This is a genomic window from Peribacillus sp. NPDC006672 (assembly GCF_050274955.1).
In the GTDB taxonomy this organism is placed as follows: Bacteria; Bacillota; Bacilli; order Bacillales; family DSM-1321; genus Peribacillus.
This window is the reverse complement of the sequence record NZ_JBNNOR010000009.1, coordinates 34,446-58,177: the sequence shown is the minus strand read 5'-3', so window position 1 is coordinate 58,177 and position 23,732 is coordinate 34,446. Positions and strand designations below refer to the sequence as shown.

The 23,732-nt window shown below is 38.7% G+C and carries 20 protein-coding genes and 1 pseudogene; 9 read left to right on the top strand and 12 right to left on the bottom strand.

Annotated elements, in window-relative coordinates; all coding sequences use genetic code 11:
- Positions 1–17 precede the first annotated feature (17 nt).
- The 9 genes from ACQKKK_RS15775 to ACQKKK_RS15735 form a co-directional block, all read right to left on the bottom strand.
- Positions 18–1,100, bottom strand: coding sequence for a dipeptide epimerase (locus tag ACQKKK_RS15775; RefSeq protein WP_427617147.1), 1,083 nt, complete (start codon positions 1,098–1,100; stop codon positions 18–20).
- A 15-nt stretch (positions 1,101–1,115) separates the two neighbouring features.
- Positions 1,116–2,276 (bottom strand): DUF819 domain-containing protein, encoded by a 1,161-nt coding sequence (locus ACQKKK_RS15770; protein WP_427617146.1) that lies wholly within the window; start codon positions 2,274–2,276, stop codon positions 1,116–1,118.
- 198 nt (positions 2,277–2,474) lie between these two features.
- Positions 2,475–2,792, bottom strand: coding sequence for a DUF3870 domain-containing protein (locus tag ACQKKK_RS15765; RefSeq protein WP_061463166.1), 318 nt, complete (start codon positions 2,790–2,792; stop codon positions 2,475–2,477).
- A gap of 517 nt (positions 2,793–3,309) precedes the next feature.
- Positions 3,310–4,176, bottom strand: coding sequence for a carbon-nitrogen hydrolase family protein (locus ACQKKK_RS15760; RefSeq protein ID WP_427617145.1), 867 nt, complete (start codon positions 4,174–4,176; stop codon positions 3,310–3,312).
- Positions 4,177–4,249: 73 nt separating this feature from the next.
- Complete coding sequence (locus ACQKKK_RS15755) at positions 4,250–5,734, bottom strand: sodium:solute symporter family protein (protein WP_427617144.1); 1,485 nt, start codon at positions 5,732–5,734, stop codon at positions 4,250–4,252.
- Positions 5,731–5,931, bottom strand: a complete 201-nt coding sequence (locus tag ACQKKK_RS15750; RefSeq protein ID WP_427617143.1) for a DUF3311 domain-containing protein — start codon at positions 5,929–5,931, stop codon at positions 5,731–5,733. Before ACQKKK_RS15750 ends, ACQKKK_RS15755 begins: the two co-directional genes overlap by 4 nt.
- Before the next feature lie 135 nt (positions 5,932–6,066).
- A complete protein-coding gene (locus ACQKKK_RS15745) occupies positions 6,067–7,299 on the bottom strand; it encodes a Zn-dependent hydrolase (RefSeq protein WP_427617142.1) in 1,233 nt (410 codons plus the stop codon).
- 101 nt (positions 7,300–7,400) lie between these two features.
- Complete coding sequence (locus ACQKKK_RS15740; protein WP_427617141.1) at positions 7,401–9,020, bottom strand: amidohydrolase; 1,620 nt, start codon at positions 9,018–9,020, stop codon at positions 7,401–7,403.
- Between the two features lie 288 nt (positions 9,021–9,308).
- Positions 9,309–10,187: a hypothetical protein gene (locus tag ACQKKK_RS15735; RefSeq protein ID WP_427617139.1), complete on the bottom strand. Its 879-nt coding sequence runs from the start codon at positions 10,185–10,187 to the stop codon at positions 9,309–9,311.
- Between the two features lie 181 nt (positions 10,188–10,368).
- Between ACQKKK_RS15735 and ACQKKK_RS15730 the strand changes: the two genes are divergently transcribed.
- The 4 genes from ACQKKK_RS15730 to ACQKKK_RS15715 all read left to right on the top strand — a co-directional run bounded on the left by ACQKKK_RS15730 (position 10,369) and on the right by ACQKKK_RS15715 (position 14,427).
- On the top strand, positions 10,369–10,611 hold the full coding sequence (locus ACQKKK_RS15730) for a hypothetical protein (RefSeq protein WP_427617137.1): 243 nt from the start codon (positions 10,369–10,371) through the stop codon (positions 10,609–10,611).
- 62 nt (positions 10,612–10,673) lie between these two features.
- Positions 10,674–10,919, top strand: a complete 246-nt coding sequence (locus ACQKKK_RS15725) for a hypothetical protein (protein WP_427617136.1) — start codon at positions 10,674–10,676, stop codon at positions 10,917–10,919.
- Positions 10,920–11,651: 732 nt separating this feature from the next.
- The gene (gene rocF, locus ACQKKK_RS15720) at positions 11,652–12,605 is read left to right on the top strand and encodes an arginase (RefSeq protein WP_427617135.1); all 954 of its coding nucleotides are present in this window, start codon (positions 11,652–11,654) and stop codon (positions 12,603–12,605) included.
- 385 nt (positions 12,606–12,990) lie between these two features.
- A complete protein-coding gene (locus tag ACQKKK_RS15715) occupies positions 12,991–14,427 on the top strand; it encodes an amino acid permease (RefSeq protein ID WP_427617134.1) in 1,437 nt (478 codons plus the stop codon).
- A gap of 255 nt (positions 14,428–14,682) precedes the next feature.
- Here the strand turns inward: ACQKKK_RS15715 and ACQKKK_RS15710 are convergent, their stop codons facing one another.
- Positions 14,683–14,949 carry a hypothetical protein gene (locus tag ACQKKK_RS15710; RefSeq protein ID WP_427617133.1) on the bottom strand — a complete coding sequence of 89 codons (267 nt, stop codon included), beginning with the start codon at positions 14,947–14,949 and terminating at the stop codon, positions 14,683–14,685.
- A 399-nt stretch (positions 14,950–15,348) separates the two neighbouring features.
- Here ACQKKK_RS15710 and ACQKKK_RS15705 point away from each other — a divergent pair, with 399 nt between their 5' ends.
- The 3 genes from ACQKKK_RS15705 (at position 15,349) to ACQKKK_RS15695 (ending at position 18,083) form a co-directional block, all read left to right on the top strand.
- Positions 15,349–16,680 (top strand): oligosaccharide flippase family protein, encoded by a 1,332-nt coding sequence (locus ACQKKK_RS15705; RefSeq protein WP_427617132.1) that lies wholly within the window; start codon positions 15,349–15,351, stop codon positions 16,678–16,680.
- 249 nt (positions 16,681–16,929) lie between these two features.
- Positions 16,930–17,121, top strand: coding sequence for a DUF3934 family protein (locus ACQKKK_RS15700; RefSeq protein ID WP_427617130.1), 192 nt, complete (start codon positions 16,930–16,932; stop codon positions 17,119–17,121).
- 647 nt (positions 17,122–17,768) lie between these two features.
- On the top strand, positions 17,769–18,083 hold the full coding sequence (locus tag ACQKKK_RS15695) for a hypothetical protein (protein WP_427617129.1): 315 nt from the start codon (positions 17,769–17,771) through the stop codon (positions 18,081–18,083).
- A gap of 93 nt (positions 18,084–18,176) precedes the next feature.
- On the opposite strand, the pseudogene ACQKKK_RS15690 reads toward ACQKKK_RS15695, so the two are convergent.
- Positions 18,177–18,823: pseudogene (locus ACQKKK_RS15690) on the bottom strand (hypothetical protein).
- A 307-nt stretch (positions 18,824–19,130) separates the two neighbouring features.
- Between ACQKKK_RS15690 and ACQKKK_RS15685 the strand changes: the two are divergent.
- Positions 19,131–19,337: a YqaE/Pmp3 family membrane protein gene (locus ACQKKK_RS15685; protein WP_427617447.1), complete on the top strand. Its 207-nt coding sequence runs from the start codon at positions 19,131–19,133 to the stop codon at positions 19,335–19,337.
- An 83-nt stretch (positions 19,338–19,420) separates the two neighbouring features.
- Here ACQKKK_RS15685 and ACQKKK_RS15680 read toward each other — a convergent pair whose 3' ends face one another.
- Positions 19,421–21,988, bottom strand: coding sequence for a DEAD/DEAH box helicase (locus tag ACQKKK_RS15680; protein ID WP_427617127.1), 2,568 nt, complete (start codon positions 21,986–21,988; stop codon positions 19,421–19,423).
- A gap of 624 nt (positions 21,989–22,612) precedes the next feature.
- On the opposite strand from ACQKKK_RS15680, the gene ACQKKK_RS15675 reads away from it, so the two are divergent.
- Positions 22,613–23,572: a sensor domain-containing diguanylate cyclase gene (locus ACQKKK_RS15675; protein ID WP_427617125.1), complete on the top strand. Its 960-nt coding sequence runs from the start codon at positions 22,613–22,615 to the stop codon at positions 23,570–23,572.
- The last annotated feature ends 160 nt before the right edge of the window (positions 23,573–23,732 follow it).

The window sequence follows — 23,732 nt, the reverse complement described above, 5'->3', positions numbered from 1 at the left end:
CCCTTTCAAAATAGTTTTTATTGAGTAAAAGAGGATTTCCTCTTGACCCCGAGTCCAGGTCGATCGGCAATGAGGAGTTGATCTTTCATAAATTGAATGCCTTCAAATGGTTCATTCTTAATCCATAGTGGTGCATCTAAATCAATCTTCGTTATATTTGGATGGGCGGTTGCCAGATGTGCTGCGGCTGCTACGCTCACGGATGATTCCATCATACTGCCGATCATGCATTCCACCCCGGCTGCTTCAGCCATATCCGCAATTTGAAGTGCGCGGCGAATGCCTCCTGTTTTCATTAATTTAATATTAAGGAAATCAACAGCATGTTCATTCAGGAGCCTCATTGCATCACGAGGGGAAAACAAACTTTCATCGGCCATGATCGGCACTTGGACGCACCTTTTTATTTCTTTTAAACCTTCGATATCATGGGCTTGCACGGGTTGCTCCACCAAATCAACGTTAAGCTTTCTTTCCTCGAATTCATGAAGGATTGAAATTGCTTGTTTTGTTGTCCACCCTTGATTTGCGTCAATCCTGATAATAACTTGATCGCCAACAGCATCACGAATGCAGGCAACCCGCTCCACGTCACTCTTCCAGTCTTTCCCCAGCTTTATCTTCATTGTTGAGAATCCGCAATCGATGAGGGACAATGCCGCTTTTGCCATTACTTCGGGTTGATCAACGCTGATTGTCATATCATTTTTCAGTACATTTGATTTACCACCCAGATATTGATATAAAGGGAGCCGCCATCGTTTGCTGACTGCGTCATATAAGGCGATTTCAACAGCAGCTTTTGCACTTGTGTTGCCTACACAGGATAATTGGATTAGCTGAGACAATACGTTGATATTCTCGATGTCGCGGCCAATTATATGTGGCGTGATCACTTCTTCAATAATGGTCATGATCCCATTTGCAGAATCACCTGTTATGGCAACCGTAGGGGCTGCAGCCCCCAAACCTTCCGTTCCATCTTCCAGCTTCACGGAAACCATGATATTTTCAATTTCCATTGCTGTTCGTAATGCAGTTTTGAATGGCTTGACGAGCGGCAAGGTTTCCACTGAAACTTGTAAACTTTCAATCTTCATATTAACAACCCTTCCTTAAAAGCTTGAGAGTATATATGATGTTAGAATTCCAAAATAGGTACCCAGAAGACTGCCGAGTACAGCCATCAAAATCCCGACCGGTATTAGCGCACGGTTGAATGCACCTGCCAATATAGGAGCTGATGCCACACCGCCAATATTGGCCAATGAGGCAACTCCCATAGTGAATAGATCCAACTTAAAGACTTTAGCCAAAATGACCATGATCACTCCATGAAAGAATAGAATCATAAATCCGGATAAAATATACACAGGCGCTTGAAACAGCTGTGAAAAATCGGCATGGGAAGCAATTAAACCAATGACTATATAAAGCATGACTTTGGAAATTTCCATGGAACCGGCAATACGGCCTACCTTCGTGACTGCCAGAATTAAACCTACGGTCGAAGCGATGATGATGGTCCAAGTGGTCGCATTCACTGCGGCACCCAGTACTGGCAGGCTTTCCCCAATTTTGGTTGCCCCTGCTGATACAATTAAAGCAAGTGCCAAGAAACCGATCAATTCCACAAATCCAAATTCCGTTTTGGCAGTTTCCCCCGCTTCAAGATCGGAAGTCATTTGTTCAATGAAAGATGTATCCGCTTTAGTCCAAATATTGAATTTTCCTGCAAGTGGCACCAGCCAAAACAAGAACATGACCCAAATGGAATAATTGACTGTATCCATAATCAACGCATAGCCAAAAATATTTTCAGGTACATCGAGTATGCCTTGCAAGATCACCATATTGGCAGATCCCCCAGTCCAGCTTGCGCTTAAAGCAGAAAATGCCTTCCAAGTTCCTTCCGCATAAAAACCATTCATTAAAACGTAAGTAAGAGTGAACCCTCCAATGATGCTGAATGATGCGGCAAAAAACGTTAAAAGCATCTTTGGTCCAAGGCTGAGTATTTTACGCATATCACATTGCAAAAGCATGAGCATCAGCATGGCAGGAAGCAGGAGTCCTCGGATGGTGCCATATGCACTTTCGACTGATTCACTGTCAGAAAAGACCCCAAATGTTTTCATCAGAGCCGCTCCAATATAAATAAGGACAATACCAGGAACATACTTGAAGAACTTTCCTCCTATTTTTTTTTCTGCTACGGCAATCACGGCAGTGAATGCTAATAAAAAACAGACAAACATCACACCATCTTGAATCATTTCCCATACCTCCTTATATTTAAGGGATTCTGTTAAACTAAAATGTCATTTTCATCCTCGGTAAAAAGACAATAAGCAGAAGAAATCAAATTCGACAGTGAAGTCTAACGAAGCCCTACATAAAAAAATCCAGCTGTTAAAGAGCGCCTACACACTCTTTAACAGCTGGATTTCAATTGCGAATAACAAAAGAAGCAGCTATAACTTATAAAGTTGATGATATTTAATGCTCGCATTTCTTAGAGCGACGGCCAGTGCTTTCTGAGATGAACCAAAGTAACGTTTCTCAATTTCTTTCTCCAATTCATCGGGTCGAAGAATGGATTTACCTACTAACATGGATTGAATGAACCTTGATGTAAGCGATATCGTAGTCGAGCATTCCACATCCACTATTTCATGTGTATCACTATCAATGACGAACCCGATAAAAAAGCAGTTGAATTGCTGTGTAATAGGGTTATTAGAAGCTGCCTTCGATTCGCCGACTATATATACTGTATTCTGATGAAACATACTTTTGTGCCTCCTGCCATTACAGACATCGTAACAGGTATAAATAGGGTGTCTATCTATATTATTACAATATGAAATGGTTACATATATTCTATTATATGCAATATACATTTGACAATATATTTCGTATATTAAGTTAATTCCCGATTTCTGCGCAAGAGAATAGATAAGTTCTATAGCTAATTCGCCCATCGAACGGAAGTTTATGCAAATCCTAAACTAGAATGTTATTATTCCCTCTATATCTATATTTTGGAAGGTAAAAGAGGAAAAACACTTTTGTCTACAGTTTTTTTGCTTGTACAAATTTGGACGTTGATGGAACGTAGGGCACTCGCTTTCCGCGGGCGGTGGGAGCCTCCTCGGCGCACTTGCGCCTGTGGGGTCTCCCTTTGACTCGCTATTCCCGCAGGAGTCTCGCACACCCGCTCCAATAAACTATGTTTAAAAATTTGGATAGAACTCCTTTTGTCTACAAACTGAACACTTTTGTATTAACAGTGTTTTTGCCAACAGATTATTTCAGCCCTTCGTATGGCTCATATTTCGCATACATATCTTTTCGGCGATTACGATCATTGAAAGTGGTTGCTGCACCACTTTTTCGATTCTCATAAAGTTCGTCCATATCGACCGTACCGGTAATAATGGTATGTTCATTCATTTTAGCCTCAACTACTATACCATTTGCTGGCCAAGCGCTGTCACAGGGGCTAAGTATACCGGCACGACCGTATCCGTTCGGCAGGGGTGTCCCTGGTTCACCAACTGTAGGGCAATGAACAAAATATACCTGATTCTCGATTGCACGTGCATGTGCACAATGGCGAACTCGCCAAAAACCAGCCTCTGTAAACGTGTATGATGGACAAAAAATGATGTCGGCCCCGTTCACTGATAATATTCTTGAAATTTCAGGTATCTCCGCTTCATAACATATCGCTATTCCAATCTTAACCGGTCCTATGGAATAAACCTCCAAATCATCGCCTTCAGAGGTACGCCAATTTGCTTCAGCAGGAAAGATATGAGTTTTTTTATGCTCAACGTATGATCCATCTCTATCAAAAATGTATGCAATATTGAAGTATTCATTATCGCGGCGTTCCAGATGCGTGCCCGCAATAATGATCTGCTTTCTTTTTCTTGAAATTGACCTGAAAAGTTCTTTATATTGATTGGTATATTCATCAATCCTGATATCGGATGAAGCATCCTGTACTCCAAAGGTCGCTGATAACCCGATAGTTAACAGTTCAGGAAAAATGATATAATCCGAGTTTTCGGGAACTTGGTTGATCAATTCTTCCACTTGTTTCTGAAATTCATTGAAAGTTGACACTTTTTCTACACGGAATTGGCAAGCCGTTATGTTAATTTTCACAAAATCCCTCCCAAATCATGCCTTACCAGTTCATCCTGTCAGTGATCCCAATGGATAACTTGATTAAACGGAATCAGGAAATCTTATTCAAATCATTCATTTCATTCCCTTGCATAGTGATATGTTTAGTCAGTGCACTTACAACGAATGTTACTAGTATATTAATTAACAAAGCTATGACACCTGTACTGATATCATTAATTACATGCGGTGTCCCCGGTAGGAATGTTGCAACCTTCACATCTGCAATTGTCGCATATAAAACGATTAGGACGCCTGCCAAGATTCCTGCCATCGCCCCATACTTATTAATTATATTGTTTTTTGGTAAACTGCAAAACAAGGAAGGTGCCAGTTGGGTTATTAAACTATATGACATGATATTCAAGATGGCCAAAGCTTCGCCGCCTGTTACCGTAACAATTAAAGCGATTATTGAGATACCAATAATAATTAATCTTGAGACGATCAATTGATGTGTTTCAGTCGCAGAAGGGACCAGAACTTTGAAAAAGCTATTAGTCAGACCTACCGATGCAGCCATTAGCATGACTGAAGCCGGTACAAGGGCCGTCAATAAACCTGCAGCTCCAATAAACCCTATCACCCATGGATCGAATGTTTGAATCGCCAGCCTTAACAGTGATAGATCTCCATCTGCTCCTTGTAAACCCGGGATTTCCATGATGGCTGCATATCCTATGAAAAAGACGAAAAGCAGTAACAGTGTGTATAAGGGTAAAGCAATGGCATTTTTGCGGAGGGTTCTTTCACCATTCGACGATAAAACGACCATGAAAGTTTGTGGCAGTAAATAAAATCCTAGTGCATTCAGCAAAACGGTGGACACAAACCAGGACTGACTCAATCCCTGGTCCGCCAAAACTAACATTTCCGGTTTTGCCGCTTGGACTGTCTCGAACATTGGCTGTATGCCCCCAAAGTAATGAAATGGGATGTAAATCCCCAAAAAGATAACGACTACCAAAATCATGAAATCTTTTAGTATGGCTGTCCATGCTGACCCATGAATGCCTGAAATCATTACATAAGTAGTTACGACCACAGCACCTATCACACTCGCTGCAACTGGTGAAATCACTCCATAAGATGCTTCTGAAACAATGATGCCTAATCCTTTGAGCTGTATGACTATGTACGGAACGAGAGCCAGGCTTCCCAATATGGCCACGATCATCCCCATTGACCTGCTCTTGTATTTAGATGCAAAATACTCCGGCTGAGAGATAATGGAATGGCGTTTGGAGTACCTCCATATTTTAGGTACAAGCCAATATGATAGGACGTAGGCTAAGAATATATAGGCGGGAACATAATAAGCAGCCGCTCCTTTTGAGTAAGCCCACCCACTTCCGCCTAGAAATGTGAAAGTTGTGTAAATTTCACCTGCTATCAGGAGAAAAATGAAGAATGTACCGAAGCCCCTGCCCCCTACGGCAAATTGCTCCATATCCATATCCTTCCCTTTTCTTGCTTTTATTCCTAAATAAAGTGCTAGCACCAAGAAAATGAAAACGATGAGTAATGAGATATTCATTCAGGATCACTCCCTTTATTATCAGGATCGAACTTATAGACAATCATTAAGATAATTGAAGCCAACACCATCCAACATGCAACCCAAAATAACAAAAAAGGCATTCCCAATATGTACGGTTCTATTTTATTTGCATAGGGCAATAAACCCAAGAACCCTATAAATGGAACAAAAAGCAATAGCTTAATAGCTTTCAAATTATAACCTCCCCTAATTAGGCTCTTAACATGGAATCACCATCAGTCAAGTCGACTTACAAACAAAACTGATGGTTTGATAGCATCAACGTTGGTTATAGACATTTCCTTCTTTCAACAAAACATATATTCTCCTTAACTGGACTGTATGGCAAGGACAGTTTCCAATATTACATTGACGCCTTTTTCACAATCTTCCCAAGAAGTAAGTTCCTCTTCACAATGACTTTTACCGTTGATGCTTGGTACGAAAACCATGGCAGTCGGTATATAACTGGCAATAAACTGCGCATCATGTCCAGCACCGCTTACCATTCTCTTATAGGGTAGACCTAATGTATTGCTCGATTGCTCAAGCAAATTGCAAATGGATTTATCGAACCAAACGGTATCCCTATCCCATAATTTTTTCACTTGTATGTCGCAGCAGCCTTCTAAACCTGTAGTTGTAAGACTTTCAATGACTTCCTCCACCTTTTCGATGACATTGGAATCCTTATGTCTCGCTTCTAGCGAAAAAACCACTTTATTAGGGATAACCGTATGGATATTAGGAAACACATTTACCCTCCCCATCGTAAAAACCAAATCGTCATCAAGCATGCCTAATTTCTGACGAGCCTCCATAATCAAGCTATTCGCAGTAAAGAAAGCATCCTTTCTCATATTCATCGGGGTGGTTCCCGCATGATCGGATTCTCCAGTAACTTCTATCTCATAGCACACCATTCCAAGGACACATTCAACGACACCGATCGTTAATGATTCACGTTCAAGAATGGGCCCTTGTTCAATATGCAATTCTAGAAATGCCGTCGCTTCTTTTAAACGGGACTCTTTATTTCCTGCGTATCCAATGGCATTCAAGGCACTTTCGAAAGTGGTTCCTTCACTATCCGTCTTTTCCAGCATGATGGATTTTTCGAATTTACCTGAAAGAACTCCCGATGACATCATGGAAGGTTCGAATCTGGCTCCTTCTTCGTTCGTAAAATTGACGATCATTACCGGAATTTTAGGCTGGATATTATTTTCCACCAGAGTCCGCACGACTTCCAAGCCTGCAGCTACACCCAAGATACCATCAAACCGCCCGCCTTTTTTCACGGTATCCATATGTGATCCCATAACAATTGGCGGTTTGTCTTCAAGTCCCGCTAAAGTAGCGTAAATATTCCCCATGTCATCAACCTTAATGTTCATCCCCAATTCTTTACAACAAGAGCAAAAGTAATCACGGACTAATCGATCTTCTTCGGACAGGGATAATCGTGTAACTCCGTTGTTTTCTGTGCGTCCAAAATCCGCAAATTTCTCGAGCGTATGACTCAGTCTCTCACCATTAATTAATAACTTTTGCTTTTTCATAATGTATATCCCCCTTTTAGATAACCTGCTAAATTCTACATACGTTGGCTTAAGCAAAAAATTGAAGTTTAAGGTTTTTGTCGTTTAATAGTTCCTATCGATTATATTTCCACCAATGTTTCTCTATGATAGAGAATCTCTCCGTTTAGAATCGTTGATTCAACTTTTAAATCCTTAATATTTTGAGGATTTACTTTCAATATACTATCATTCAATACTACTAGATCGGCCAGCTTCCCTACCTCTAAGCTGCCTTTGACGTCCTCATCGAAACTCGCAAAGGCGCCATTCCATGTGTATAGTTTAATTGCTTCCAATACGCTAATCGATTGAACCGTACCTATTTTCGTACCGGATCTGCTTCTTCTATTAACAGCAACATGTATGCCTAATAAAGGGTCGTGATCAGTAACGGGAGCATCAGATCCACCTGCGGCCAGGATGCCATTATCAATATAATCACGGGCGGCATACATGTGGTTGACCCTATTGCCATAGTGTTCAATATATATATCACCGAATTCATAAGGAAATGGGGGGTTGGGGATTGGGATGACTCCAAGTTCTTTCATCCTTTTTTGTAAATCTGGCGAAGAAATTCCAGCATGCTCAATTCTATGTCTATGATCTATTCTGGGCGATTCATTCAAAGCCTTTTCCACGCAATTCAAATACATCTCAATCGCTTTGTCGCCTTGGGCATGGACTGTGATCTGATAGCCTTTTTTATGTGCCTTACCTAATACTTGATAGATCTCCTCTTCTTTATAATAAAGAATGCCAAAATTGCCAGAATCACTCGAATATGGCTCACGGGTAGCGATCGTTGGACCGGTGCTGCTGCCATCCGTAAACAATTTAGCCGGTCCAATTTTAAATCTTTCGTCCCCAGTTCCGGTTACGATTCCAGAAGATACCACTTTATTTACAAATTCATGCGAATTGTTCAATGAACCTACCATCGCATAGATGCGAACACGTATATCCTTACTTTTAATGGCTTGCTGCATTAAACGGAAACTTTCAGGACCATAAGCACCAGCTTCATGAATGCTTGTTATGCCTGCGGCAATGAAATGCTCCGACGCAATTTTCACTGCTTTCAACAGTTCACTTTCTGAATAACTTGCAATCTCGGCCATTATCATATTTGCTGTTTCAATTAGTTTGCCTGTAATCCTCCCCGCCTTATCCTTTTCAATAATCCCGCCTTTTGGATTCTCTGAGTTTTCATCAATTTGGGCAAGCTCTAACGCCCGGCTGTTCACAACACATATATGGCTGCATGTACGGGTTACCATAATGGGATGGTCTGTTGAAATCGCATCCAACTCTGCAATTGTTGGATAACGTTTTTCTTTAATAGCGGTTTCATTGAAGCCCCAGGCGCGGATCCATTCACCTTTAGGGATTGTCGAAGCTCTCTTCTTCAGATCGATTAACAAATCTTTTACAGATTCTATATGTTCAGCTTTACAACTTATTGCCAACTGGTTGACACCGTACAATATAAGGTGAATATGAGAATCTATAAACCCAGGCAGTAATGACTTTCCCTGTAAGTCAATCACATTTGTTTCTTCTCCAATAAAACCCTTCATTTCATGATTCTTTCCGACTGCCCAGATGCGGTTTCCTTTAACTGCCAAGGCTTCTGCGATTGAATTTTTTTGATCCACTGTTATGACCTCGCCGTTTATGAATACGATATCAGCCTTCAAACACTCACCACTTCCTTTTCTTTTGTTGTCCCTACTTTAACTTGTTGGAATATTCTGTTTTCAACAGTTTCATTATATCTACACCAGTTTGTAATTTCATTAGACAAATAGTCAAAAATTTTATCGTTTTTTTACACTTTTCATATGATTTTTGATTCCTTGAGAAAAGTCCCCTTTATCTCCCCTTAGAAATTGATGAAAAATATTCCTAAGGGACAAAAAAAAGATAGGTAAAGCAGTTGATATGCTTACCTATCCCTTCCATTCCGTTTTTCGGTTATATTACAATCATTTCAATCTCCCTATAATTCCAATGGTTAAATACTGTTTATTTGTATTAAAATCCCATGGCCAATACCGAAGGGATAATTCACTTTTACCCACTTTTTCAATAAAAGACTTTATCCCAATCAATGCTGCCCCATAACCCACGTTTGAAGCTAAGGCAAAGATGGAACTCAGCCCTTCATTAATGGTATCCATATACTCAGGTTCGATTTTTAAGATATCAGTCCATGTAATATAGAATCCATTTTCCTTGATACATTTAGAAATAGAGTGATTCAACGTACGTACTATTTCATCCCTTAAATCTAAAAGTCCGTTCTTTATCTCTTCTGCGTCTTGATTTTGATATTGGTTTGAGTAATCAGAAAGCAGTTCCTTGGCCCAATTATAAAAAAGTTGAGTATAAATGGCGGAAGTTGCTACAACATCAAAACCATTATAATGATTGGCAAAAACACTTTCAGAAAGCTGGCCTAACCGATTCTCGGTATCCTTTACATACTGAATAATTTCCTCTGCCTTTTCACCACGATCCAGCATGGAAGATAGGTGGTGATCAAACTCCATTTTATCGAGGCCTGTAACATCGATTGCAACAAGCTGAATTTTTTTTCGTGTATGTTCAGGCAAATTCTCTGTACCCTTTTCCATACTTTCCATATCAATATCGAATAAATATATGGAATTGCATTTAGCTGCCAGATATTCTATATCCAAATCATCACAATTCCCTGCACCAACGATAGCCACTTTATCAACAATCTCTTTTTTCGAAAAAACGGCATCGAATAACCCTGTAACTTGTAAACGATGCTGTTTCCACCTCATCTTTCTGAATTCATCTCGGTTATGATTCATTTCTCTTTGAAAGGTTTCCAAATAAATCTCTCCCTTTAGGGTACTATCCATATAAATATTGTAACAAAGTATCCCGATATTGTAGATTGCAAGTAATTTATTAGCAGAGATAACGGGAGGGTGTTCCTTGAGCAAAACATAAAAGGTTTTACTGACTTTACTAACTATTTTCTTACTGATTATGGCTGGAGTCGTGATACTTGTGTTTTCATTCACACAGAGTATTAAACCAGATCCTGATGAAGAAAAAAAGGTTAGAATTCAAGCTAAACGGTATTTAGTGAAAAACTTTGAAGATAAAACCGAAATATATGATGCCCTACATGATAATAAGGGTAATCGGAACCATTTTGAATATGCAGCTAAAGTGAAACATGAAAAATATGGTACACAATCTCTAGTTTTCTTTAATGATGAAACAGGGGAAATGAAAGATACTTTCTAATCTGAAAAATGGCAAGATGATGCTGAAAAAGAAATTAGGCCTTATATGAGCTGGGGGACGTATTGATATCCAAGGATATGGGAGATATTGCAGATAGTGAAGAGTGGAATGAGATTCAGGAAGAAATAGGCGATTATTATCAATTATTCTTGGTCTTTGATGAGGGGATCGGGAAAGAATTGAAGATTGATCCGAATAAACCAGCAAGCTATAAAGATTATGACGTTGCCCCAACCATTCGATCACCCTTTCAGGTAAGAAACAGGATGCAGATGAAAACCGCTTTACTGAAATTATCGCTGCACTAAAAAATGATGCAGGGCTTAAACATGGATATATGATAGTAGAATATAGATGAGGAATGGAGTAAATCATTTTAAAGGCACTCATATTTTTTAACAAAGCGAAAGGAGCAGCAATCATAGCCTGCCGCACTTTACCTTTTTTGTTTTCCAGCAGCAAACCTTTATATCCAATATGAATTCGAAGCTGCAGTTCCCGCTTTCCCTATCAAACTTTTGCCACTAGTACAAAAACCATACTAAAGATGAACAATCCAAGATTCATAGAATATGCCGACATGTTGGACTAATTATGTTTCGTTTCTCGCAGTTAACCTCAATTTGGCGAACAGCTCTTGGTTCTCTGGTCAGAAACATATACTATTCAATATGAAACCGAAAAACCCTTCCATGATTTATATTAGTAGCCGCTCCATTTCCTGAATAATTTATCTAATAAGAACATTCAATGCTTTCGATGGAATCCTTGACGGGAGATTTTAATCCGGCGAGCTCCCACTCTCATCCGAAACATCATCAGAGTATAGATTTTACAGGTATTCCACCCACCTTTTTTAATTACTTCACATACCCTACACGGTAATGATTTTATATTCTTCACCAATCGTCAATAGGAATTTTAACCCAGGACTTTAACCCTTTTTTCAATCGTATAAATATTCAAAAAAATGTCGAGTTGAGTCATCAAGCCTTTTACCCTTATACTAGGGAAGAAAAATTGAAGGGGGAGAATTTTACATGAAAAAAGAAATTTCAATAATTGGTGTTCCTATGGATCTTGGTCAAACTAGAAGAGGAGTGGATATGGGACCTAGTGCCATCAGATATGCAGGATTGAGTGAAAGACTTGAGAACATTGGCTATACTGTCCGTGATGAAGGTGATATTATAGTAGAGATAAAAGAAAGAGCACAAAGTGATAGCGACACAAATTTAAAGAATCTGCAGGATGTTGCAGAAGGTAATGAAAAATTAAGTCAAAAAGTGGATGAAGTCATCCAATCAAATAGGTTTCCTTTAGTATTGGGGGGAGATCACAGTATAGCTATCGGCACATTATCCGGTTTAGCAAAGCATTCTGAAAATTTAGGGGTAATTTGGTATGATGCGCATGGCGATTTAAACACATCCGAAACTTCCCCATCAGGAAATATCCATGGTATGTCCCTTGCAGTAAGTTTAGGCCTTGGCCACCCTGCACTGACTAACATTGGCGGCTATTCCCCAAAAGTCAAACCAGAGAATATTGTCATTATTGGGGCTCGTTCTTTAGACGAAGGTGAGAAAGAGCTAATTAGGGAAAAAGGTATTAAAGTCTATACTATGCATGAGATTGATAGAATGGGTATGACAAGAGTGATGGAAGAATCGATTGCCTACCTGAAAGAACGTACGGAACTTGTACATTTATCCCTTGACCTTGATGGCCTTGATCCAGATGATGCACCAGGGGTCGGAACGCCTGTAATGGGAGGTATTAGTTATCGTGAAAGCCATCTTGCCATGGAAATGCTAGCTGAAGCTAATATCATTACATCTGCAGAGTTTGTAGAGATAAATCCAATATTGGACGAGCATAATAAAACGGCTGAAGTTGCTGTCGCATTAATGGGCTCATTGCTTGGGGAAAAACTGCTTTATGGAGCGGAAGATCACCTTATCACTTCAGGTTTACTGGTAGATGTAAAATAAATCGAACTCTATTGGAATGACACTTATAGATAGAAATATAGAGAGAGTTCACTAATGGATGCTTCATTGGAAAAATCCCATAATTCATCAGGGTGCTTCTCTCCCCATTTGCGGATGATCGACATGAATCAATTCACATCCCTGGTTTCCTGACGCTTGGCTTCCTTTTCTTTATTAAGCGGCGCTATCGAAATTTATTCTGCATGGATACATATGTTCATTGTCACATCTTTCTTACATGCAGAAGTAATCTCTATTCCGAGGGAATTCGGCATCACCTAAGATTCAAAACGAAGCTTTTAGACTTGTGAATGAACACAAATTCCCTAATAACGTCCCAACATAAATGAAACCGTTTGCACCCATCAGGTAAAGGAGTCTTTCAATGAAAACAGCAGATAATCAACCAAATGAATTAAAACGGAGCATGAAAGCTAGACATTTATTTATGATTTCAATAGGGGGATGTATTGGTACCGGCTTTTTCCTTGGTTCAGGCTACACCATTCATGAAGCAGGGGCCATCGGTGCTATCCTCTCTTACATAGTAGGCGGATTCATCATGTATTTAACGATGCTTTGTCTAGGTGAACTATCGGTTGCCATGCCTGTTTCCGGTTCGTTTCAGACATATGCGACAAAATTCATCGGTCCTGGAACCGGCTTTGCCATTGGATGGCTTTACTGGTTAGGTTGGGCCGTTACAGTTGCCTTGGAGTTTCTGGCAGCAGGACAGCTTATGCAAAGATGGTTTCCTGAATCACCCGTTTGGATGTGGTGTGCAATCTTTGCTTTTCTCATATTTTTACTAAACGCCTTATCAGCAAAGGCATTTGGAGAATCGGAATTTGTTTTTTCCAGCATAAAAGTATTGGCCATCATTTTGTTCATCATAGTTGGCAGTGCTGCTATGTTCGGCATCATTGATATGAAAGGTGGACAAGAAGCTCCATTTTTCTCCAACTTTTTAAGTGAAGGTCTCTTTCCCAATGGGATATCTGCCCTGCTTATCACAATGATTACAGTGAACTTTTCATTCCAGGGCACAGAATTAATCGGAATTGCCGCTGGAGAAAGTGAAAACCCAGAAAAGGTCATACCTAAATCCATCAAACAAACCGTTTGGCGGACCCTTTTCTTCTTTGTTCTTTCTGTCGCTGTACTTTCAGCGATGATTCCAAGGGAAAAAGCTGGAATCGTTGAAAGTCCATTCGTTGTTGTTCTAGATAGTATCGGTGTTCCGTATGCCGCTGACATCATGAACTTCATCATTCTTACAGCACTATTGTCAGTTGCGAACTCCGGCCTTTATGCTGCGACTCGTATGCTCTACTCGCTCTCCAAGGAAGGAATGGCAAGTCCGAAGCTCGGTATGGTAAATAAGAGAGGGATTCCGCTTAATGCCTTACTTATCACCCTGGCAGTTGCCGGTTTGTCTTTACTTTCAAGTGTTGTAGCTGCAAAAACAGTTTTTGTCTTTCTTCTCTCCCTTGCAGGATTAGGAGCACAAATTGGGTGGATCGCCATAGCGGCTTGCCTTCTTGCTTTTAGAAAATCATATACCCGCCAAGGCGGAAAGGTAGAAAATCTGAAATTCAAAGTACCGTTATACCCAATCATCCCCATTCTTGCTTTAATAGCAAACTGCATAGTCATGATCAGTCTAGCGTTTGTTCCTGAACAGCGAATGGCCCTTTATTGCGGAGGAACATTCTTCCTTGGTTGTTATGCGTTTTATCATTTTAAGGTGAAGCAAAACAAGAAAGCAGAAACTCCTAAGCAGGAAGTTCAATTAAATGCCGGTAAAAAAATGGTCATTTAATCTTATCCGGATTGCTGTGGAAAAGAGTAAAGCGACGGAAAGCAATCTTCGATTCCGATAAAATCAGTATAGAGAAAAAATACCCTGGATGATTTCATACCCAGGGTATTTTTTATACTTAACCATAAATAATTGGAAGTTGCATTTCAGTTTTGCCAACTGGATAAAAGCTCTATTTAAGCTATAGAATATAGGGAAAGTAAATCTCATGACATTTAACAAGGTATCACAAAAAAATCATCTTAATCGATGATTTTATTTTTGTGCATATTCTTTTAATCTAGGCAAGATTGGCACTAAAATTTCCTTGGCTATGTATTCAGTATCTAATCCAATGAAGCGTTCACTTTCCAATTCGACCGATCTAGCCTTATCCGGGTCATTACAAAAAATAAACGATAAGATTCCGTTATCTTCCCTCATATCTACATATTTAAATGTAATGTCATGTTTCGTAAGACAACTTTCAAACGCAATGCACAATTCATCTATGTTTGATTGACTAATAGATGTGAATTTCATATTGATCATCCCCTCTGCTAAAGGATAGCAAAATAATGCATGAATTACAAAGTGAAAATCAAGGCTTCGACTAATGTTTCATAATTCATCCGATACTTTTGCCCAAATGGAACCTGCCCTGATCAGAAGAATGAAATAAATGCAAACCATCACTTGAATGAACCCTTTTGATGCTGAAGGATTGGGTAAATATTTCTCCGTAAGAAATTACATTAACCAATCGATTTCTTCCACTTTTCCATCCTTACTTGATTTTATTTATTATCTTCCAACAAAGATCAATCAGTATTCCCCCTAGCCATATCCACATTATGTATCATCGCTTTGTGGAGTTCCTTATGAATATTCCAAGGCATGTCTCATATCTTTATACAAACACCTTGTTAGGAGTGGTCCAACATGAAGTCTTTTTATAAGGGAACGCTCATTTTGATTGTCGCAGCGTTTTTTGGTGAATGTATTGAATTTTTAGTGAACATGATCCTAGCCAGGGAATTACAGGAAGAGGGCATGGGGCTTTATATGTCCATATTGCCAATTTTCTTTTTGATATATGTGATTGCCAGCCTTGAATTACATATTTCCATTTCAAAATTCGTTGCTGAAAATAAACAGACAATGCATTATAATCTTGTCATCCATGCACTTAAAATGGCTGCAGTCATCGTGTTGGTCATGTGCGTAGTCATGCCTTTCATACTTTCCTTCTCATCCATAATGGACAGATATCATCCTTATATTAAATGGCTGCTCATCACTTTAATCCCAATAGTTGCATTCTCGTCGATTGCAAGAGGGTATTTCATGGGTGTCCAACAAATGGGGAAGATTGCCTTTTCCAACTTTTTGAAAGATATCATTCAATTTGGTTTGCTTTTCCTCATCTTTAACTTATTTCATTTTAACCAAGAAAAATCATTGTTGATGGCCTTTTTTGTATTGATTGGCAGTGAGTTCCTCGTTTTTCTATACTTGATAAACCTTTTGATCCTTCAAATGCGTATCATGAAACGCGGTACAAACTCGCGAACAACCGGTAAACATGCACGACAAAAGTTATTGGCAGTTTCGCTGCCTACTTTAGGGTTAAGGATTTTTCATGCCATAACAAATGCCATTCAACCTTTTTTGATCCATACTGCCCTTCTCTCAGCAGGATTCGGTGCGGTTGTGGCTACAGAGCATTTTGGGATGCTCACTGGAGTAGCGATGACAATCGGCTTCTTTCCTGCCTTTATCGCACATTCCTTAATGATCATGCTCATACCGAATGTTTCGAATGCGCACAAGAAACAGGATAAGGAAAAATTGAGGGTTTTATTGCAAAAATCGATGACTTTTACCGTATTATACGGGGTTCCAGCTGTGTTCTTCATTTATTTCTTTGCGGAACCTTTGACCTCTCTCTTTTTTTCTTCAACATCTGCCTCATACTATTTAAAATTATTATGCCCTTATTTCCTTTTTCACTTTTTTGTCATTCCAATGCAAGCCTATCTCATCGGACTGGGCTTAGTGAAAGATGCTTTCATCCATACAGTATGGTCCCACATCGTTGCATTTTTAATGATGTATATCCTAGGGTCCCAAGCTTCACTTAATATGGGAGGCATCATTTTAGGAATGAATACGGGCGCTGTATTATTAACTTTCATGCACTACTTGACCATTTGCAAAAAAATTGGAATAAGTATCTTTTTGACTAAAACCAGGTCCATATCGATAAAATGACTATAACCAGGTCCATCCACTTTGCTCCACTAAGTTTTTATGAACACAGCAAATCATTGGAACAATAAGTAAGAATAAGTAAGTTCCATCCAAAAAATCCTTACTTTTATTGGTTTATAAAGATTCAGATAAAAAATATTGAGCCTTTCCCTGTACATATCATCGCGGTTACTGTATATTTCAACATACTTGGGTAATAATCAAGTAAAATGGTTTAATCTAACCATACAATAGTAATGGAGTGATTTCATGAGTAAAGCTAAGGCTAAGAGTGGTACGGGTAAAGGTACGGGAACAGGTACGGGCAAGAAGGGCTGGAATCGTTGGAAAACTAGTGCCAACAAGAAAAAAAGCGCCAAACCATATGTAAGTAAAGGCGTCAAACATTCCAATGAATCAAAAACTTCCGGCCAGTCTACAGGTGACAAGACCGAAAAATAATAGCTTGTTTTAAATCCATACAAAATTTAGGTTTTTTCCATATTCTCATACAGGGTATAATGAGATCTGTATGAGAGAAATGGGTCTAATAGATAATAACGGCGATATCCAGATGAAGCCTAAGAGTACGGCTATTATTATACATACCATCAAAAAAGACACTTCCTTATCCGGCAGTGTCTTTCATCTTTTTAATATGTTCTTATTATCTAAATTGGCTTTTGGTTTTGGATTTTTTCTAGGAAAACTCTGTCCGGAAGCCGTTAGTGGCTTTTTTAACAGAGTCTGTAACTGAATGTATCGCTTCACCAACATCCTAAGCTGAATCCAATAATGACAGCTTGTTTCATTGTTACTAAGCTTGCTGAAAGAAGCATGTAAACATGTTGATGATGTAATGGTGCAAGGCATATGGCTTAGTGTGCTTCCTTTTTCTATGCTCCCCTTACTTACGGCATACTTTTATTAAACCTTTTAAATGGTGATGATAACAAATATATATTCTAACGAGGTTTATGTTGAAATTATAATTAATCATTTTGTTGAGATCCTCCTTAACAAAAATATTTTAAAAACCTTTTTGCAAAAAACATATATTGAAACCGGTCCTTTTAAGGCAAACTACTATTAAAAACAGGAGGATACCCATGACGCCTCGGAATGTTCCAGCTAAAGATGATTCTGAAGTGAAGGATACCTTTGCTTCACGTGATAAGGAAAGCGAAATAGTCAAATTAAACCGTTTATTAGGTGCAGTCATGAGATATTTATCAGATGATGAACAAGAAGAAATTGATATTGAATATCTTCTTGAAAATACCGAAGGGTTGCGGGATTGGTGGAGCGAATATAGGGAGCTTGATCGAAAAAGGGTCGAAGAAGAAATAAAAAATTCTCTGACCGATCTATCCCTTGAAGAGCTTGAAACCATACGTGAACAAATCCGGACTAAGGAAAAATAAAAAAAACCTGCATTATGTTCATACAGGGAGTTCTTTAGGAAGACACATTTCATTTAATTTAACAATTAAAGGGATTCACTAGAAATCCCTGATTCAAATACCATTCAATGAACTTAATTTTAGTTGATCGATGATTGTATCCACTAATGAATGCAATGGATTTAAAATTATATTTCCTGTCTGAAACTCATAACGCTTAGCTGCTTCAACCATTGATAATTGAGCCACGGACAGCGGTCTTTTCCCGTTATTAAAGTGGTGCAGGAAATTAACGATTACCTGGTTATATTTTTCACCCAATCCCTGCATAATGAATTCAAACGTATTTTCGATGATGATTACTTCAAAATCCACACCCTCAAATTTTTCAGCATGTGCATTTAAACGTTTGACAGTTCCTTCAACAGTAGCAGGGTTCGTGAATAATATGACTTGCGGTTGCTGCAGTTGGCAAATTTGTTCAAAATATGGTTCATCGATTTTAATGATAGGCATGGTCATGGAGAGTTGTTCTTCGTTTAAAAAGGCGATGTAATTCGTACAGGTTATCAGGATGGCATCCACTTTACATTCGGCAATTTATTCGACTTGTGCTTTAACCACTTTTTGAGCATCCGAATACTTAAACTTTACATCCGATGCAACCCTATGCAAGCCTGGATCTACAAAATGAAACCATTCAATATCAAATTCGAGAATGCTTTTTCTGTATTTTTATGGTGTGCATGCAAACATTTCAATTAGTTTTCTGATTATTCTAAAAAAATCAGCGTTACATTGCCCACTACCAGCCAAAACGATAATTTCCTTTTTCCTAAGCCATCCCTCATGCTTAATCCCAAATAAAGAATCCCTCAAAAAATATATCTCAAGTCAGAATGTCGGTTGGTATGAATCGGGCACTCGAGCATATATTTATCAAGGCAATAGCAAGGGGGATCATTAGAAAAATGGAGCGCATTGCTTTATACTTCAAGTAAAGCAAGTATTTGTAGATTATCAAGTCGTAAAACAGGTGAAAATCATTATTTTTGGAGAGTGTTTATTATCTTATATTTAATCGCGATTCTTTTCCCGCCCTTAGCCGTATTATTAGTGGGTAAACCCATTCAGGCTGTGTTAAATTTAATCCTCACACTAATTTTTTACGTCCCCGGTTTAATTCATGCCATTTTAGTTGTGCATGATAAAAAAGCTGATAAACGTATGAAGCAGCAAGCATCACTTATTGCTAAAGCGAAACGAAATGACTGAGTATATATACAACAAACTACAACCCGAATAACGACACCAATGTGTTCTTTATTCGGGTTGCTCAATATTGGGAAAATTTCAGTTTAATTGAATCTCTGTGACTTCCTGCCTCTGTGGTAACAAGCATCACATATATGAAAACGAGAGTCATCCGGCAACTTTTTTCCACAGCGCTTGCATTTTTTTTGATAATTCAACATTTCGTCTTTTAACTGATCATGAACGCCATCACTGATTTCTTCACGGATACGCTCCCAATAAACAGTTTCAGTCTTCTTACCCATCCGATATAAAAATAATAGATGAAGGCCTATCGCTTTATAAGAAAGCTCCAATTCCTCCAGATTTCTGGTCTTGATGATTGGTTCAGGAAGATCACTGCTCTCGGCAATCGCTTCGACCGTTTCCAGCCATTGCCTGATCAGACTTGGTTCTTTCGCTGAAAAAGGGATATGCAAGAATCCATATAAATCCATTAAGGAAAAACGCGCTTCGATTTCAGTATCCCGTATAAGCTCGTAAAGCTCCCTTTCTTCCGAAAGTGATGCCTTTTTCGTGCCTTTAGGAGGCTCGAACCTCTCCCACATTTCGAAAAATGTTCCTAGATTCCTGTAATACTTTTGAAAACGTTCAAACACAGCCGAAGTTGGGGCAATAGTGAAGGTCTGAACTGGCTCATCTACTTGTTCCAGCAACTTATTCATGATTTTAATCTCTGCTGTAAATGCCACCTTACCAGTATCATAAATCCCTTTTCTCCCTGCTCGGCCTGCGATTTGTTTGATTTCTTGAGAAGTCAATCTTCTTCTTCGAGTCCCGTCGAATTTTTCATTTTCAAGAAAGACGATGCGTCGGATTGGCAAGTTCAATCCCATTCCTATTGCATCTGTGGCTACAACCACTGATGTTTCACCGCGATTGAATAGCTCTATTTGCCGTTTTCTATTTTCAGGAGGCATACTGCCGTATATCATGCTGACATTATGTCCACTCTCTTTTAGACGGGATGCGGTTTCCAGTACGTGCCTTCTTGAAAAACAAATGAGCGCATCCCCTTTTTTGGTATACTTCAATCCAAATTCCTTTTGTTCCACCTCGAGCGGTATTTCACGTCTGTATTCGTGGAGTTCTAAATCTGCTTCATTCAGAAGGTTCAAAAGCATCATTTTGATATTCTTGCTTCCGATAATGTGTACTTCTTTCGCATTTGCTTGTGTGATTGCCCTAAACCACGAAAAGCCTCGATCTTTATCGGCAATCATTTGTGCTTCATCTATAACGATTACCTCATGGTAGTCTTTTTCATGAAACATTTCGACTGTGCTGGAAACATGATTAGCACCCGCAACTGCCTTTTCTTCTTCACCGGTTTTTAATGAACAAGGAACACCATCCGCATTTAATTTATCAAACACTTCGAGGGCTAGCAGTCTAAGGGGCGCCAGATACAAACCGCTTTCCGCTTCTTTCATTTTTTGTAGGGCCTTATGTGTCTTCCCGGTATTAGTCTCTCCGATATGCAAAACATATCTAACTTTTTTCCCTAATGATGGAGTATAGGCCTTTCCGATAATATCATCAATCATCCTTTGCTCTTCAGCCAGCTTCTTTGCCTGCTCTGCCAATACTTCCGCTTTTCTTCTTTCTCTGTTCGCCTCGTCCTTTTCAAATATTTCTTCGTGCAATGTTTCATTAAAAGGAATTCCTACAAGGTTCAGTAAATCAGAAAGGTATTCTTCCTGAAGTTCATCAAAACAGGCCTGAGATAAATCAGCCAATTCATCCCTTAGTATACCTTGAAGGGCTTCAACCGTTAGCCTTTCCCCATATGACTCCAAAAAATCATGATGCAGTGCAACAGGTAATTGGTTCAAGTATTTTTCTGGGGCTAATTTCAGAATGAAATCCGAAACTAACCTTTCATACCGGTAGAAGTAATTTTCATACTCAAAATGGTTCCTTCCCCAATCGAGTAACGAGTGGATATCGCCTGTCAGCTCTTCAAAAAAATCAGAGACCATTAGGTATTCGGATGCTAAAAATCCCCCCGCTTCAATCAATCGTTCTTCAAGCAAGTATGGATCGACATATTGGAATTTAGGTTTATTATTAAGATCCGCTGCCAAATTTCCAGCAATATTATACCTGACATGTAAATATAAAAGCAGTGAGTTTTTTTCAAAAAAAGTATTGGCCTCTTCTTGAAGCCTAACGCGTATCTTCCATCGTTGCTTAGCCAGCCACTGTTCTTTTTGTCGCTTTGAAAAGTTATCCCTTGCATTTTTATATCTCTTCTCCCAATCATCTTGATTTTCAGCAAAGGATTTTTTTATCCACGATAAGGCATCAAAGGGACGATACTTCTTTAATTCGTTCCGGAACATGCTATTTATCAGCTTATGATCTGAACCTTCCGTTACAAATCCCCTTTCGCTTAGAAACACCTTTTTTTCCTTCCTGGGCACATCGTTTGATGCTTTATTTAACCAAACATTGATCCAAATTTGCTCAATAAAAGAAACCCTGTCTGATATATATGTTGCAAACGAAGGCATCGTCTCTTGATTCTCTAAATAATAATCCATATCCTGGATTATTTTTTCCTTTGTATTGTCTATAGCAATAGGATATATACTTTCTAATTTTCCCATAATGATCCCCTTTTGAATTATCCTGTATGTACTTTATTCTTACCTTTTATCCTCTCCAAAACATTTTTTTAAATGAGCGAGATACTCTTCGTTTTATCTAGGTAATTCATTTGCTTCTTTAATCATGACAAGGAGCAGAAATGCCAAGCTGCTTTACCCTTTAAATATGATAAATGATACTAAGTTTGTACGTGAAATGGTACTCTTGCCATTTCACGTACAGTATAATACATGTTAGATAGACTGATTATTGACTTAAAGGAAAATATTAGTTATTAGGTGATACCCATACCGGCATACAGAAACTAATACACCGATTAGCCATTTGGAAATCAGGTAAAAGATATTTAATGATATTAAAAAATAGCCGAAAATAAAATAAGGGTCAATTTTTAACTGACTGATAATCATACTGAACTAAGAAAAATAGAAACAGCTCATTAAACGGTCAGCTTATCGATTACATTATCCATCAATAAAACGAATCCAACCCCTTAATTGAGTTTAGTGGAAATCCTGGCGACTGTCACGGTATTCAGATTCCGCTTTTGTGTCTTTCTAGTTCAATATGAGAAATAACATCCAGAAACCTAAAAAGACTAAAGATAAAAGAGGAGCCTGAAAATGATTCAGCAAGATATCAATTATTATAAAAATTTTGACTCCATGGCTAAAGAAGTATTAGCGCTATTAGCCCAAACCATTGATGTCAATACATTCTTTCTTTCGATATTGAATCCCACACAGAGTTTTATGATCAAATCCTTCAATAGAAATGCAAAGTTAATTTGTGAAGGTGACATCCTTCCTTATAATATGGCTTATTGCAAATTAGTTGTTGAGAATGGCTTGGAACCACTCGTTATTCCGAATTTAAAGAAACATGATTTGACTAGTGGCCACCCCGTAACGAAGTTTATCGAGAATGGGTGTTTTATGGGAACACCCCTTATAAATGAGGGTGAAATCATTGGTACATTATGTGCATTCGACATTAAACCTTATGATTTTGAGGAGTATGATCGGATACTCATTAAGTCTTTGGCAGCTTTGATTAGTCAAACCCTCATTCTTGAAGATGGGATAATCAGAGATCCTTTGTCAGGTCTTTATAATAGGCACTTCATTTCTAATTATTTTGATTTTCATAACGATAAAACAAACGATGAAATGGCCATTCTTTACATCGATCTTGATCATTTTAAATTTTTCAACGATTCCTTTGGTCATGATGCTGGAGACGGCGTTATTAAAAAAGCGGCTGAATGTCTTTTGCAAACCGTCCCCCGCGGGAGTCATGTGGCACGTATCGGTGGAGATGAATTTATTGTATTATTACATCCATCGCATTGTGAGAATTTAATGAAAAGCACACAGCAAAACGCTGAATTAATATTGAACCAATTATCCACAATGCCCATTCCCATTATAGGAAATGATTATTTTGTTTCAGCTAGCATAGGGATAAGCTTTTATCCTCATAATGGTACGGAAATGGAGTCACTTTTGAAAAAAGCTGATCGTACGATGTATACAGCTAAAGAGTTAGGTCGAAAGAATATTCAATACTTTCACCCGCTGTGATTTTCCTGAAAAATAAAAAAACCAGTTCTCCTTAGAGACTGGCTTTGACTTTTACCTTAAAAAAATCCAACGTTTAGCTTTCAGCCTTTGCAAAAGCTTGAGCAGATCAGCATTTTCCTTATGTATCCGTTTCTCGGATGGTGAAGCCGAGGGGGCCGGG

Excerpts from the sequence above, each read along its gene's own strand:
- ACQKKK_RS15775 (WP_427617147.1), bottom strand. The coding sequence starts at position 1,100 with ATGAAGATTGAAAGTTTACAAGTTTCAGTGGAAACCTTGCCGCTCGTC.
- ACQKKK_RS15770 (WP_427617146.1), bottom strand. The coding sequence starts at position 2,276 with ATGATTCAAGATGGTGTGATGTTTGTCTGTTTTTTATTAGCATTCACT.
- ACQKKK_RS15765 (WP_061463166.1), bottom strand. The coding sequence starts at position 2,792 with ATGTTTCATCAGAATACAGTATATATAGTCGGCGAATCGAAGGCAGCT.
- ACQKKK_RS15755 (WP_427617144.1), bottom strand. The coding sequence starts at position 5,734 with ATGAATATCTCATTACTCATCGTTTTCATTTTCTTGGTGCTAGCACTT.
- ACQKKK_RS15745 (WP_427617142.1), bottom strand. The coding sequence starts at position 7,299 with ATGAAAAAGCAAAAGTTATTAATTAATGGTGAGAGACTGAGTCATACG.
- rocF (WP_427617135.1), top strand. The coding sequence starts at position 11,652 with ATGAAAAAAGAAATTTCAATAATTGGTGTTCCTATGGATCTTGGTCAA.
- ACQKKK_RS15715 (WP_427617134.1), top strand. The coding sequence starts at position 12,991 with ATGAAAACAGCAGATAATCAACCAAATGAATTAAAACGGAGCATGAAA.
- ACQKKK_RS15710 (WP_427617133.1), bottom strand. The coding sequence starts at position 14,949 with ATGAAATTCACATCTATTAGTCAATCAAACATAGATGAATTGTGCATT.
- ACQKKK_RS15705 (WP_427617132.1), top strand. The coding sequence starts at position 15,349 with ATGAAGTCTTTTTATAAGGGAACGCTCATTTTGATTGTCGCAGCGTTT.
- ACQKKK_RS15700 (WP_427617130.1), top strand. The coding sequence starts at position 16,930 with ATGAGTAAAGCTAAGGCTAAGAGTGGTACGGGTAAAGGTACGGGAACA.
- ACQKKK_RS15695 (WP_427617129.1), top strand. The coding sequence starts at position 17,769 with ATGACGCCTCGGAATGTTCCAGCTAAAGATGATTCTGAAGTGAAGGAT.
- ACQKKK_RS15680 (WP_427617127.1), bottom strand. The coding sequence starts at position 21,988 with ATGGGAAAATTAGAAAGTATATATCCTATTGCTATAGACAATACAAAG.
- ACQKKK_RS15675 (WP_427617125.1), top strand. The coding sequence starts at position 22,613 with ATGATTCAGCAAGATATCAATTATTATAAAAATTTTGACTCCATGGCT.